The sequence below is a fragment of the Ochrobactrum sp. XJ1 genome, from assembly GCF_024701725.1.
GTDB classification, from domain to species: domain Bacteria; phylum Pseudomonadota; class Alphaproteobacteria; order Rhizobiales; family Rhizobiaceae; genus Brucella; species Brucella anthropi.
Window position 1 is genome coordinate 86,706 of sequence record NZ_VDGD01000004.1, and the last position, 13,595, is coordinate 100,300.

A 13,595-nucleotide genomic window follows, 5' to 3' on the forward strand; every position below is an offset into this window, starting at 1 on the left:
ATAACCCCGACGAAGACGGAGCAAGCAATGAGAGTTCTTTTAATCGGTTCTGGCGGTCGTGAACATGCTCTGGCCTGGAAACTGTCCGCTTCTCCGTCACTGACAAAGCTCTATTGCGCTCCCGGCAATCCGGGCATTGCGACGGTCGCGGAACTCGTCGACATCGGTGTCGATGACCATCAGGCTCTGATTGCCTTCGCCAAGGACAAGAAGATCGATCTCGTGGTGGTCGGGCCTGAAGCGCCACTGGTGGCTGGCCTTTCCGATGAAATGCGTGCCGAGGGTATCCGTGTGTTCGGCCCCTCCAAGGCTGCGGCACAGCTTGAAGGGTCGAAGGGTTTCACCAAGGATCTCTGCGCGCGCTTCGATATTCCGACAGGCGCTTATGGCCGCTTCAACAATGCGCCCAAGGCCAAGGCCTATATCCGCCAGCAGGGTGCGCCCATCGTCGTCAAGGCCGACGGGCTTGCAGCAGGCAAGGGCGTGATCGTTGCGATGACGCTCGATGAAGCGCTCGACGCCGTGGATGCCTGTTTCGAAGGTGCATTCGGTTCCGCCGGTGCCGAGGTGGTGGTTGAGGAATTTCTGGACGGCGAAGAAGCAAGCTTCTTCTGCATATGCGATGGCAAGACCGCCTTGCCGCTCGGCTCGGCGCAAGATCACAAGCGTGTCGGCGACGGCGACACCGGCCCGAATACAGGCGGCATGGGTGCCTATGCTCCGGCTCCGGTCATGACGCCGGAAATCGTCGAGCGCACGATGCGCGAACTGATCGAACCGACGATGCGTGGAATGAAAGAAATCGGCGCGCCTTTCTCCGGCATCCTGTTCCTCGGCCTGATGATCGGCAAGGACGGCCCCAAGCTCATCGAATACAACACCCGTTTTGGTGACCCGGAATGCCAGGTGCTTATGATGCGCCTCAACAGCGACCTGCTCGCGCTTATCAATGCCGCCGTGGACGGCAAGCTGGATCAGGTCTCTCTCGACTGGAAAGACCAGCCTGCGCTGACGGTGGTGATGGCTGCGGAAGGCTATCCGTCCAATGTGAAGAAGGGCAGCGTCGTCCGCGATCTCGACAAGCTCGAAGGCATTGATGGCGTCAAACTCTTCCACGCGGGAACGGCGGAGAAGGACGGCAGCATCGTTGCCAGCGGAGGCCGCGTGCTCAACATCACTGCCATTGCCGACACGGTCGCCGAAGCACAGGCGCGCGCCTATGAAGCCGTAAAGCTCATCGACTGGCCGGAAGGCTTCTATCGCTCCGATATCGGCTGGCGCGCTGTCGAGCGGGAAACCCAAGCCGACAAGAAATAGCCTCGACAGCATTATCTGTAACCGCCGAGTTTCGGCCTCACAGGCGGACAATGCCTAGTGGATTGCATTTGACGTTTGATACCCGTCCGATATTAATCCCGTTTCAAACGTCAAATTCGAAAAATCCACGAGATTGTTCACCTCCGTACAAATGGCTGTGAAGCCGCAGCACAATATTGACGTTTACGTAATAAGCCGATAGCTCTTGTATTGAACAGCCAAAATGGCTCCTGCCGGATTGCATGAAGCACCGGCGCAGGGCGGGCTTCCGAGGAGAAGTCCGCGAAACATACTCGGAGGAAAGATGTATCGCGCGCCGGTTTCTGAAATTTCTCATACGCTGATGAAGGTTGCAGGGCTGGAGAAAGCCCTCGACGACAACCGCTTCCCCGAATTCTCCGCCGATCTTGCCGCTGCCATTCTGGAAGAAGCCGGCAAGTTTGCCTCAGAGCGCGTCGAGCCGCTGCGCATCACCGGCGACAAGCATGGCGCGACCGTCAAGGACGGCGTTGTCACCACCGCGCCGGGCTGGAAAGAGCTATATCGCGACTGGATCGAAGGCGGCTGGAACTCGCTGACCGGCACGCCGGAATATGGCGGTCAGGGCCTGCCCACGATGATGTCGGTGGCAGTGAGCGAAATGTGGAACTCCGGGACGCTTGCCTTCGCCATCGCGCCGACACTGACCATGGGCGCAGTCGAAGCGGTCGAAAAGCACGCCTCCAAGGAGTTGAAGGACATCTATCTCGAAAAGCTCATCAGCGGCGAGTGGATGGGCACGATGAATCTGACTGAACCGCACGCCGGTTCCGATCTTGGTGTACTGCGTACCCGTGCGGAACGTGCCGGTGACGGCAGCTACCGCATCTTCGGCCAGAAGATTTTCATCACCTATGGCGAGCATGACCTGACCGACAATATCGTGCATCTGGTGCTGGCGCGCCTGCCCGATGCCCCGGCCGGGACGAAGGGCATTTCGCTTTTCCTCGTACCCAAATTCCTCGTCAACGATGATGGCTCGCTTGGCCGCAGGAACGATCTGTTCTGCTCCGGCCTTGAGCACAAGATGGGCATCCATGCCTCGCCAACCTGCACCATGATCTATGGTGATGGTTTCGTGAAGGGTGAAGAACAGGGCGCGGTTGGCTACCTGATCGGCGAGGAAAATCGTGGGCTGGCCTGCATGTTCACCATGATGAACAATGCGCGTCTTCTGGTCGGCATTCAGGGTGTCGGCGTTGCCGAGGCCGCTTATCAACAGGCCCTTGCCTATGCCAAGGAGCGCAAGCAGGGCCGCGCCATCGGTGCTGATCCTAAGCAAGGCATGAGCCCGATTATCGAGCATCCCGATGTACAGCGCATGTTGCTGACCATGAAGGCGCTAACGCAGGTTGCCCGTTCGATAACCTATTCCTGCGCACATGCCATCGACATGAGCCATGCAACGGAGGGCGCAGACCAGCAGTTCTGGTCGGATCGCGCCGGTCTGCTGACGCCGCTCGCCAAGAGCTTTGCGACCGATGCAGGCGTGGATGTTGCTTCGCTGGGCATCCAGATTCACGGCGGCATGGGCTTCATCGAAGAGACAGGTGCTGCGCAATTGCTGCGTGATGCCCGGATTACCCCGATCTACGAAGGCACCAACGGCATTCAGGCCATCGACCTCGTGGCGCGCAAGCTGCCGCTTGGGCATGGCGAGCATATCAAGGGCTTCCTTGCAGAATTGCAGGACGACGCCGACAAGGCCGCCGCATCCAATCGTCCGGAACTCGGCGAAACCGGCGCTCGCCTTTCCAAGGCCATCAATGAGGCCCGCGAAGCCACGGACTGGCTGCAAAAGGCAGTTGCCGAAGGGCAGCTTGAGGCAGCACTTGCCGGAGCCACGCCTTATCAGCGGCTTTTGTCGCTCGTTTCCGGCGGCGCCTATCTCGCGCGTGCGGCGCTCGCGGATGACGATAGCGGCCGCGCAGTGCTGAGCCGCTTCTTTGCGGAAAATATGCTTGCCGAAGTATCGTCCCTGAAAGACACCGTCATCACCGGCGCTGCCAGCCTAGCCGCCGCCAAATCCGCGCTGGAGGCATAGGCATGAGCGAACACATCCTGATTGAGCGCAAAGGCGCGATCCAGATCATCCGTCTTAACCGGGCCGACAAGAAAAACGCCATTACCCGCGCCATGTATGCCACCATGGCAAAGGCGCTCAAGGACGGCGATGCCGATGACGCGGTGCGTGTGCATGTGTTTCTCGGGGTTCCAGGTGCATTCTCATCCGGCAACGACATGCAGGATTTCATGGTGGCTGCGATGGGCGGCGATCTCGGCAACGACATTCTGGATTTTCTGGGTGCTCTTTCCAGCGCAAAAAAGCCGATCATTTCCGGTGTCGATGGCCTTGCCATCGGCATCGGCACGACCATCCACCTGCATTGCGACCTGACATTTGCAACGTCGCGCGCCTTGTTCCGCACACCTTTCGTCGATCTCGGCCTTGTGCCGGAAGCAGCTTCCAGCCTGCTGGCACCACCGCTGATGGGACATCAAAAGGCATTTGCCCTGCTGGCGCTCGGTCATGGATTTACCGCGGAAGCCGCGCAGGAAGCCGGTATCGTCTATCAGATCGTTGCCGAAGATGCGCTGGAAACGGAAGTGATGAAGGCCGCAGAAGAAATCGCTGCCAAGCCTCCGCAGGCCATGCAGATCGCCCGTGCGCTGATGCGCATGCCAGCTGAAAAAGTTTCCGAACGCATTGCGCGTGAGGCCAAACATTTTGCTGAACGGCTTACCTCAGATGAAGCCCGCGAGGCCGTCATGGCCTTTCTCAGCCGAAAAAAATAAACCCGAACGTTGTGAACGTTCGGGGGCTTTTTGGAGGTCAGCCAAGATTTTTTGAAGGGGTCGCCTTATCTCAGGCGACCCTTTACCCTTTCTAGAGCGCATCTCGTCCGAAAACCGTTTCACACTTTTCGGGATGCGCTCCAATTCAATTTCGAGCAATGATTTCCTTGCCGGAGATCACCAGACGGACGCCAAGCGTACCTGTCTTGCGGCGAGCAAGAAAACGCGGACGGCGACGGCGCGGCTCCTGTCCCTGACGGCGAGCCTGCGGCTGGCTGGTGCGGACCGCACCGGTGCTTTCGTAAAGCGGGCGGGCAACGCCGTCCTCCTCGACCAGCATCATCGGCAGATTGAAGCTTGCCGCCCAGGCGCGCCAGTCGGCGGCAACGTCAGTCAGATCATGTGCGACAAGCAAGGGAACGGAGAGCTGCGGGTCTTCATGCATCAGCTCCAGCGTCACCGTGATTTCGCCGAACTCGTCTTCCACCGCACGGGCGGCAACGCCGACAAATGCGTTGGCCGGGAGAGCGATCGACATCGGCAGACCGCTTGAAGGCAGAACCTGCCGGATCACTGCGCCGCGCTCGTTGATGGTGAAGGTAACGTCGCTGCTCCCGTCATGGGTCGCATAGCTCACAACCTGCGGAAAGTGAAACGGATCAAGCCGCAATTCCCGTCCTGCCCAGTCGGGCTTCAGTCCCTTGCTCATCATTTTCGACGCCTCTGTCTCTCTGCTTTTTATTTTTGAGAGCCGGTTATTCCGACTTCCCTTTGTCGAGCTTTTTGCTCTTCGTTGAGATGGAGAATAGGCGCGGTTTATTACCGACGGGCTTAATGAGTTAAGTTAACTTTTTCCTGCCTTTTCCTTTGGTTAGCAGATTGCAACCAGGTGTAAGAATTCGGAAATTCTTCTGAAGAAGTGTTTACTAAAACAAACGGGCGGTTAATACCGCCCGTCTTACTTCCTGGAATTGTACTATTTTTACAGAACCTTGCCGGGGTTCATGATGCTCGCCGGATCGAAAGCCGACTTGATGCGGCGCATCAGGTCAAGCGCGACATCCTGCTTGAAGAAAGCCAGTTCTTCGCGCTTGAGCTGACCAATGCCGTGTTCTGCCGAAATCGAACCCGTATAGCTCGCGACGATCGTGTGGATACGGTGGTTCAGCTCGTGCCATCGCGCAAGAAAGGCTTCCTTGTCAGCGCCTACCGGCTGCGAAACGTTGTAATGCAGGTTACCGTCGCCGATATGGCCGAAGCAAACGATGCGCGCACCGGGAATCATTTCCAGCGTCGCGGCATTGGCTTCGTGGATGAAGGCGGGGATGGATGCGACCGGCACCGATATATCGTGCTTGATCGAGCCACCTTCCGGCTTCTGCGCCCAGGACATTTCCTCGCGCATTTTCCAGAAGGACTGCGCCTGCGCCACGCTTTCGCCGATGGCCGCATCCTGAATAATATCGCTCTCGAAGGCTTCGGTCAGGATCGTTTCCAGCGTCGTGCGCGCATCTTCTTCTGAGCGAGTAGAAGAAATATCGATCAGCACATACCAGTCATGCGGGCTTTCGAGCGGATCGCGCACGCCATCGACATGGCGCACCGTAAATTCCACGCCCACGCGCGGCATCAATTCGAAGCCGGTCAGCGACGGGCCTGCATGTTCCGTTGCAAGCTGGAACAGGCGCAGCACGTCTTCCGGATTGCGCAGTCCTGCATAAGCCACGCCCTTGCCCTTCGGCTGCGGGAAGATTTTCAGCACCGCAGCCGTGATGACACCAAGCGTGCCTTCCGAACCGATGAAAAGGTCTTTCAGGTCGTAACCGGTATTGTCCTTCTTTACATAGCGAAGATCGTTGAGAATCTCGCCGGTCGGCAGCACAACCTCAAGGCCGAGGCAAAGCTCGCGCATGTTGCCATAGGCAAGCACTGCCGTGCCGCCAGCGTTGGAACCAAGATTGCCACCGATCTGGCATGAACCTTCGGCACCCAGCGACAGCGGAAACAGGCGACCGGCTTTTTCAGCAGCTTCCTGAAGGTTCTTCAGGATGACACCGGCTTCAAGCGTTACCAGATTGCCGACCGTATCGAGGTTACGGATACGGTTCATACGACCGAGCGACAGAATGATGGCTGCGCCGCTTTCATCGGGCTGCTGGCCGCCAACGAGGCCCGTATTGCCACCCTGCGGCACCACCGGTGTTTTCGTCTCGCTGGCAAGCTTCATGATAGCCGCGACTTCTTCCGTCGACCCCGGACGAAGGACGAGAGGTGTGCGACCGTGATAGAGATCGCGTTGCTCGACGAGATAAGCGGCGAGATCTTCCGGCGCGGTGAGCGCATTCTTTTCGCCCACGATGGCGGAGAAACGTTCGATCAGAGCGGTATCCAGCATAGTCTGTCTCTTACATAGGAGGATGTTAACGCGGGGCCGCCGCGCGTTTCAAACGGTCGTTGATGGCCTCGCCGAGACCTTCAAAGGGGATAGGCTCTACGGCAATGGTGGTGGCACCTGTCGCATCCAGCCTGCGCATGAAATCGAACAGATTGGCCGCTGCTTCGCGCAAATTGCCATCAGCGCTCAAGTTCATGATCGCCTTTGCTGTATCGGCCCCGGCCACGCGCTGCGGGCCAAAGGCAAGCAGGGCTTCGCCCGGCTGCACCGAGCCGACACCAAGCCGCATCGCAGCATCAGGCGCATAATGCGAGGCCATCATGCCCGGTGCCTGAATTGCCGATGTTTGGTCGGCGCGCACGAGCTTCTCACCAATCACGGCTTCGATTTCTTCCGCAGCTAGTCCGCCCGGCCGGAGCAGATGCACTTTATTGCCGTCTACCTTGACGATGGTGGATTCAACCCCAACGCCGCAGGGACCGGCATCGAGGATCAGATCAAGCTTGTTGCCGAGGTCGTCGGCAACGGCACGAGCGCTTGTCGGGCTGATGCGGCCTGACGTGTTGGCGCTTGGCGCTGCAACCGGACTATCAAGCTCCTCGATGATATCGCGCACACGGCCAAGCGGCATGCGGATGGCAAGGGTCGAAAGCCCGGCGGTTACAAGCGGATGGATCGGGCGATCCGTATCCTGCCTGTCCTTCAGCGGCAGCACGATGGTCAGCGGGCCGGGCCAGAACATCTCGGCAAGCTTGCGCGAAAGAGCGTCGAAAGTGACATAGCGCTGGGCCATCGCAATACCGCTCACATGCGCGATCAGCGGATTGAACTGAGGCCGCCCCTTGGCCGCGAAAATACCCGCCACACCCTCGCCGTTCGCAGCGTCGGCGGCAAGGCCATAAACGGTTTCGGTCGGAATGGCGACGAGACCGCCGCGCCGCAGCACTTCCACCGCGCGCTGGACTGCCTCATCATCGAATTTGGCTACATCGGACACTGGTTTTCCGCCTCTCGAGCGTCCCAAGTTGGAGCGCATCCCGAAAAGTGTGAAACGGTTTTCGGATAAGATGCGCGTCAAAACAGACAGTTAGAGCGCCGATCTGACTCTATCAGATCGAAATGCGCTCTAAGCCCGTTCTGCCTACACAAGCACAGGCTCCTGTGCAAGTGATGTACAAGCGATGTACAAGCAAGCTCGGACTCTATCCGGGCACAATCACGGGAAGACGATCATGATTGCGCATGAAAAATTGCGTTTTGTTAGGTTTTTCAGGGTATGATGATATTATTCATGCGTGAGGTGAATAATGTTATCGCGATTTATCGCTATTTCGCTGACGGCCATCGGACTGCCCGCGATTGCTTCCGCAAACGGAGGTGAGCGCGCGGCATTGACCTATCAGGTCGGCTCCATCGATTATATCGGCTATGACAAGATCGGTGCCAACGGCCTGCCGGTTTGCGGCACCTGTGCGCAAAAGCAGGCAGCCGAACTGGACGCACAGAAGGAAATCGAGGCCCGCCGCAAGCGCGCCCGTGCCTATATGGCGCGCATGCAGGGCCAGCCCGTCCCGGACGACCTGCTTGAGCCGACAGCCACGCCGGCAGAAGATTTTGACCCGACCAAACCTGTGCGGGTCGTCGGCGATCCCTGGGCCGGGGCATCCGACGAAATCGATCTCAGTTCGCTCGAACTCAGACCCAGCCTGAAATAAAAATGGCGCCCGAAGGCGCCATATTTTTGTGGTTCGGCCAATGATCAGCCCGCGATTTTCGAGAAATCCGCCACCTTGCCGGTAGCTGCACGAATCTGGTCGAGCAAGGCCAGACGATTGGCGCGGACATTCTCGTCCTCGTCGTTCACCAGCACCTTTTCGAAGAACGTATCGACCGGACCACGCAGCTTGGCGAGCGCCAGCATCGCACCGTTGAAATCTTCACGGGCAATGGCAGCCTCGGCATCTTGCGAAGCCAGAGTGACGGCTTCGAACAGCGCCTTTTCTTCCGCTTCGTGGAGAAGAGACGCGCTTACGCTGTCTGCAACCTTCGTACCCTTCTTCTCTTCGGCAGCGAGAATGTTGGCGGCGCGCTTGGTGCCAGCCAGAAGGTTCTTGCCGTCTTCTTCGTTGATGAAGACGATCAGCGCTTCCAGTCGACGCGCGACCAGCAGCAGATTGTCGGCTTCCGGCGACAACACGGCATCAATGGCGTCGTAGCGTGCACCTTCTTCTTTCAGATGCACCTTGAAACGGTCATGGAGGAAGGATAAGAGATCAGCCAGCACCGGCTCGGACGATGCTTCCGCCTCGGCGCGAACCTGCTTTTCATAGCTGGCCAATGCGTTGTCAACGTCCTGTTCGCCGTCGATATCACCGGAGTTTTCCCCAGCAAGCTTGGTTTCAAACTCGCGCAACTTGCGCTGGACCTGACCTTCTTTCAGCGCGGCAAAGGCCGAGCGGAAGAGCGGCAGCAGCGGGAACTTCCATTCCTGCGACAGCAGGAGACGGATCACACCCAATGCCGCACGACGCAGAGCAAACGGGTCCTTCGAGCCGGTCGGCTTTTCATCGATCGCCCAGAATCCGACCAACGTGTCGAGCTTGTCGGCAAGCGCGACGGCAACCGAAACCGGGTTCTTCGGCACAACATCGGACGGGCCTTGCGGCTTGTAGTGTTCTTCAATCGCAGCAGCGACGGCTTCATCTTCGCCCTGAAGCAACGCATATTTGCGACCCATTGCGCCCTGAAGTTCAGGGAATTCGCCGACAACTTCCGTGGTGAGGTCAGCCTTTGCCAGAACTGCCGCGCGCGCAGCAAGCTTCGGATCGGCACCCACCAGCGGCGCAATCTGCGCAGCCAGTTCGCGAATGCGTTCAACGCGTGCGCCTTGCGTGCCAAGCTTGGCATGGAAGGTCACATTCAATGCATCCAGACGCGCCATGCGCTGATCGAGTGGCTTCTTCAGATCAAGACCGAACTTTTCCGCCGAAGCGACGAGCTTGTCGAGGTCGGGCAGATCATGCTGATCGGTGTGCCAGAAATAGAGTGCATCCGACAGGCGTGCGCGCACGACCTTGCCGTTACCGTAAGCGATTTCCGCGCCGCCGTCCCGGGCTGCGATGTTCGACACCAGAATAAACCGGTTGGAAAGCGCTTCGGCTTCGCCCTGCTTGCGGGTGACAAAGCACTTCTGATTGGCGCGGATGGTGAGGCGAATGACTTCCGGCGGGATGGCCAGAAACTCTTCCTCGAATTCGCCCATCAGCACGACCGGCCATTCGACCAGACCGGACACTTCTTCCAGAAGCCCATCGTCTTCGACCAGCTCAAGACCGGAAGCGAAGGCGAGATTATGCGCGTCCTGCGAAATGATTTCCTTGCGGCGCTCGGCGTCGAGAACCACGAAAGCCTTTTCAAGCTTTTCGACATAATCCTCGAAGCGACGTACCTTGATTGCCTGACCGTCGCTCAGGAAACGATGGCCATAGGTGACATTGCCGGACTTGATGCCATCGACATCGAAATCGATAACCACGGTTTCCTCGGTTTCAGGACCGAAGGTACAGAGGATCGATTGAAGCGGGCGCACCCAACGAAGCGAACCCGGCTTGGCCGAAGCCGCACCCCAGCGCATGGATTTCGGCCATGGGAAATTGCGGATCGTCTGCGGCACCAGTTCGGCGACGATTTCTTCGGCTGCGCGGCCCGGTTTCGTCAGATGGGCGACATAGAAATCGCCCTTCTTCGGATCGGAATGCACATGAGCCTGCGCCACATCCGTCAGACCGGCCTTGCGCAGAAAACCTTGAATGGCCTGTTCCGGTGCTGTAACCGACGGACCTTTGATGTCTTCGTGCACGTCCTTGGAACGCACGGTGAGGCCGCGAATATCGAGCGTCAGACGACGTGGCGTCCAATAAGGGGTCGCAGCTTCATAGGTAAGACCGGCTTCCACCAGACCATCGGTAATCATCTTCTTCAGATCACCAGCAGCCTTGCGCTGCATGCGGGCGGGGATTTCTTCGGAAAAGAGTTCGAGCAACAAATCAGGCATGTTCTTTACTCGCCCTCACGCTTGAAATTGAAACCACCGGCATCCGTCAAAAGGAATGCCTCGCCGCACTGACGCGCAAGATTGCGCACACGCAGAATATAGCTCTGACGCTCGGTAACCGAGATCACGCCGCGCGCATCCATCAGATTGAACACGTGGGATGCCTTGATGCACTGGTCATAGGCCGGGAAAACGCTCTTATGCATTTGATGATTGGCGTTCGGACCAGGCGCACCAGCCTTCAGAATAGCCTCGCACTCGCGCTCGGCATCGATGAAATGCTGATGCAAAGCCTCGGTATTGGCCATTTCAAAGTTGTAGCGGGAATACTCCTGCTCAGCCTGCAGGAACACCTCGCCATAGGTGACCTTTTCATCGCCTTCGAGACCGTTGAAGTTGAGGTCGTAAACATTGTCCACACCCTGCACATACATGGCGAGGCGTTCGAGACCATAGGTCAGTTCACCGGAAACCGGCGAGCATTCGATGCCGCAGACCTGCTGGAAATAGGTGAACTGCGACACTTCCATGCCGTCGCACCAGCATTCCCAGCCGAGACCCCATGCGCCGAGCGTCGGGCTTTCCCAGTCATCTTCCACGAAGCGCACGTCATGCAGCGTCGGATCGAGACCGATGGCGCGCAGCGAACCGAGATAGAGATCCTGAAGGTTCGGCGGCGATGGCTTGATGATCACCTGATACTGGTAATAGTGCTGGAGACGGTTCGGGTTTTCACCGTAACGGCCATCCTTCGGACGACGCGATGGCTGCACATAGGCAGCCTTCCACGGCTTCGGCCCCAGCGAGCGCAGCGTCGTTGCCGGGTGGAACGTACCCGCACCCACTTCCATGTCATAGGGCTGCAAGATAGCGCAACCGTGCTCCGCCCAATAGTTATGGAGCGTCAGGATCAGACCCTGAAAGGAACGGGTGGGATGCATATGTGCTGGCAACGTACTGGACACGGGGTCGGGCCTTGTAATTGAAATGATGGCCCGGTCTAATTTGTCAGCACGGCAGGGTCAAGCACAGGCTGCCAGTTTCGGTGTCACACCATCTTGAAACCGGCAGCCTGAAGCTCTTAGTCAGTTGCCGGTTTTTCTGGAGCCTTGTCGGACGGTGCGGCAGGCGCAGGCGATTGCGCAGGAACTTCCGGCTTCTGCTCGACAGGCTTTTTCTCGTCGGGCTTTGCAGCATCGGCAGAAGATTGCCCCGGAATATCCGGCAAACCCTTCTTCAGCTTCGCCTCGATCTTCACCAGATCTTCCGGCTCGGGCTTGCCTGCAATGGCATGGTTCCACTGGAATGTCGCTTCCAGAAGACGCCCGACACGCCAGTAGGCATCGCCCATATGATCGTTGATCGTCGGGTCTTCCGGACGAAGCTTGACCGCCTTTTCCAGTTCGACCACCGCCTCGTCATACCGGCCCAGCATGTAATAAGCCCAGCCCAGCGAGTCGACGATATAACCGTCCTGCGGACGCAGCTCGACCGCCTTCTTGATCATGCCCAGCGCTTCATCGAGATTTTCACCCCGGTCGACCCAGGAATAACCAAGATAGTTCAGCACCTGTGGCTGGTCGGGATAAAGCTCCAGCGCCTTGCGGAAATTGGGCTCCGCCTTGTCCCATTGCTTCAGGCGTTCATAGGCGATGCCGCGCTGATAGAAGACCGGCCAGTCCTTGCGTTCCGGCGTCTTGATCTGTTCCACCGCAGCATCATAAATCTTCGCCGCATCGGCGAAATTCTTGTCCTGTGCATAGACACCACCTAGCGCCAGATAAGTGCGCATATCGGTCTTGTCACGGTCGAGCAGAACTCTCAGCTGCTTGACAGCGTCGGCAGACTGGTCGTTTTCCGCCAGATTGAGTGCGCGCTGCATTTCTGCATCACGGCGATAAGGCGACTTCTCCGGCACGCGACCATAGTAGTCGATGGCCTTTTCCGGCTGGCGCAACTTGGCGGAAATATCGCCCAGCTGATAAAGCGTTGCGTCATTGTCCGGACGCAGCGGCAACGACATCTGCAGATAAAGCTTTGCAAAGGCTTCCGCGCCGCTGCGGTTGATCGCAGTGCCAAGCGTATAGAGCGCTTCGGCAGTCCCTTCCTGAGCGGTTTTGATCAGGCGGCCATATTTCTCGCCAGCCTCGATCTTTTCACGCATTTCGGTGATCGTCATGCGACCGTTCAAAAGCTCGGCTGCATCATTCAACGTTTTGATGGCACCTTCCTTGTCACCCTGACGAAGCTTGAAGGAGGCATAGGCCATCACGATGCGTTCATACGTGTCGGGGGCAGCGCTCCCACCGGGCCGGTCGTCGATGGCCTGCTGGTAGAAATCACGCGCTTCCTGCTTCTGGCCGGCGAGATCGGCTATCAGTGCGGAATTATAGGTGCGGAACAGACCATACCATTCCGGTCCCTGCATTTTCTGGATATCGGCGAGCGCCTGTTTGGGGTTGCCCTGCCCGACCTTCACCCACGCGCTCATGAAGCCTGTCGCAAGGCGATCCATATCGGATTGCAGCGACAGCATCAGAAGCGGCCCGACCTTGCGATATTGCTTGCGGTCAATGGCGTCGATGGCCAGCGCCACGCGCGAAAAACGCTCGATGTCCGGGACGTTCTTCAGTTCTTCCGCCAGAGGCAGCGCATCCTTGAAACGGCCCTCCGTCAGCAAAACCAGCAGCAGATCCTGCTTGATCTGCGCATTGCCCGGATCGAAGGCCATAGCCTGACGATAAAAATCGACGGCAGTAGCGAGATTATTGTCGGATTCGGCGGTGCGTCCGGCAAGATAGGCCCCGGCAAACGAACCCGCGCGGACAGGAGGCGGTGCAGGATCATTTGTCGCCTTGGCCAAAGCACCGCTTGTCGGGATCGCGATTCCCGCCAGAAGCGAGAGCAGCAAACCATAAAGCGGGCGGTATTTCGATCCTTGCCGCATAAAGCCCTATCCTCTTCTCAAATCCCTGTGACAGATACCGGCAAGCA

10 protein-coding genes are annotated in these 13,595 nt (G+C 58.2%); 4 read left to right on the forward strand and 6 right to left on the reverse strand.

All coding sequences use genetic code 11. From position 1 onward, the window contains the following. Positions 1-27 precede the first annotated feature (27 nt). From purD to FG152_RS08100, 3 genes are all read left to right on the forward strand, one after another. Positions 28-1,317 (forward strand): phosphoribosylamine--glycine ligase, encoded by a 1,290-nt coding sequence (purD, locus tag FG152_RS08090; RefSeq protein WP_498985820.1) that lies wholly within the window; start codon positions 28-30, stop codon positions 1,315-1,317. Between the two features lie 304 nt (positions 1,318-1,621). Then, positions 1,622-3,400, forward strand: coding sequence for an acyl-CoA dehydrogenase family protein (locus tag FG152_RS08095; RefSeq protein WP_151576858.1), 1,779 nt, complete (start codon positions 1,622-1,624; stop codon positions 3,398-3,400). Between the two features lie 2 nt (positions 3,401-3,402). Continuing rightward, positions 3,403-4,152 (forward strand): crotonase/enoyl-CoA hydratase family protein, encoded by a 750-nt coding sequence (locus FG152_RS08100; RefSeq protein ID WP_498985824.1) that lies wholly within the window; start codon positions 3,403-3,405, stop codon positions 4,150-4,152. 145 nt (positions 4,153-4,297) lie between these two features. Here FG152_RS08100 and FG152_RS08105 read toward each other — a convergent pair whose 3' ends face one another. The 3 genes from FG152_RS08105 to FG152_RS08115 form a co-directional block, all read right to left on the reverse strand. Then, the gene (locus tag FG152_RS08105) at positions 4,298-4,864 is read right to left on the reverse strand and encodes a DUF6101 family protein (protein WP_010658347.1); all 567 of its coding nucleotides are present in this window, start codon (positions 4,862-4,864) and stop codon (positions 4,298-4,300) included. 270 nt (positions 4,865-5,134) lie between these two features. Beyond that, positions 5,135-6,547, reverse strand: a complete 1,413-nt coding sequence (locus tag FG152_RS08110) for an FAD-binding oxidoreductase (protein WP_498985828.1) — start codon at positions 6,545-6,547, stop codon at positions 5,135-5,137. 25 nt (positions 6,548-6,572) lie between these two features. Next, entirely contained in the window at positions 6,573-7,583 is a 1,011-nt protein-coding gene (locus tag FG152_RS08115; protein ID WP_498986246.1) for an L-threonylcarbamoyladenylate synthase, read from the reverse strand. A gap of 271 nt (positions 7,584-7,854) precedes the next feature. On the opposite strand from FG152_RS08115, the gene FG152_RS08120 reads away from it, so the two are divergent. Continuing rightward, positions 7,855-8,262: a hypothetical protein gene (locus tag FG152_RS08120; protein ID WP_010658344.1), complete on the forward strand. Its 408-nt coding sequence runs from the start codon at positions 7,855-7,857 to the stop codon at positions 8,260-8,262. Between the two features lie 44 nt (positions 8,263-8,306). Here the strand turns inward: FG152_RS08120 and glyS are convergent, their stop codons facing one another. The 3 genes from glyS to FG152_RS08135 all read right to left on the reverse strand — a co-directional run bounded on the left by glyS (position 8,307) and on the right by FG152_RS08135 (position 13,548). Further along, entirely contained in the window at positions 8,307-10,601 is a 2,295-nt protein-coding gene (glyS, locus tag FG152_RS08125; protein WP_105528854.1) for a glycine--tRNA ligase subunit beta, read from the reverse strand. A gap of 5 nt (positions 10,602-10,606) precedes the next feature. Continuing rightward, positions 10,607-11,542, reverse strand: a complete 936-nt coding sequence (locus FG152_RS08130; RefSeq protein ID WP_010658342.1) for a glycine--tRNA ligase subunit alpha — start codon at positions 11,540-11,542, stop codon at positions 10,607-10,609. Between the two features lie 140 nt (positions 11,543-11,682). Continuing rightward, complete coding sequence (locus FG152_RS08135; RefSeq protein ID WP_105528853.1) at positions 11,683-13,548, reverse strand: tetratricopeptide repeat protein; 1,866 nt, start codon at positions 13,546-13,548, stop codon at positions 11,683-11,685. Between the last annotated feature and the right edge of the window lie 47 nt (positions 13,549-13,595).

Coding starts and splice junctions, on each gene's coding strand:
- purD (WP_498985820.1), top strand. CDS start 28: ATGAGAGTTCTTTTAATCGGTTCTGGCGGTCGTGAACATGCTCTGGCC.
- FG152_RS08095 (WP_151576858.1), top strand. CDS start 1,622: ATGTATCGCGCGCCGGTTTCTGAAATTTCTCATACGCTGATGAAGGTT.
- FG152_RS08100 (WP_498985824.1), top strand. CDS start 3,403: ATGAGCGAACACATCCTGATTGAGCGCAAAGGCGCGATCCAGATCATC.
- FG152_RS08105 (WP_010658347.1), bottom strand. CDS start 4,864: ATGATGAGCAAGGGACTGAAGCCCGACTGGGCAGGACGGGAATTGCGG.
- FG152_RS08110 (WP_498985828.1), bottom strand. CDS start 6,547: ATGCTGGATACCGCTCTGATCGAACGTTTCTCCGCCATCGTGGGCGAA.
- FG152_RS08115 (WP_498986246.1), bottom strand. CDS start 7,583: ATGCGCTCCAACTTGGGACGCTCGAGAGGCGGAAAACCAGTGTCCGAT.
- FG152_RS08120 (WP_010658344.1), top strand. CDS start 7,855: ATGTTATCGCGATTTATCGCTATTTCGCTGACGGCCATCGGACTGCCC.
- glyS (WP_105528854.1), bottom strand. CDS start 10,601: ATGCCTGATTTGTTGCTCGAACTCTTTTCCGAAGAAATCCCCGCCCGC.
- FG152_RS08130 (WP_010658342.1), bottom strand. CDS start 11,542: ATGCATCCCACCCGTTCCTTTCAGGGTCTGATCCTGACGCTCCATAAC.
- FG152_RS08135 (WP_105528853.1), bottom strand. CDS start 13,548: ATGCGGCAAGGATCGAAATACCGCCCGCTTTATGGTTTGCTGCTCTCG.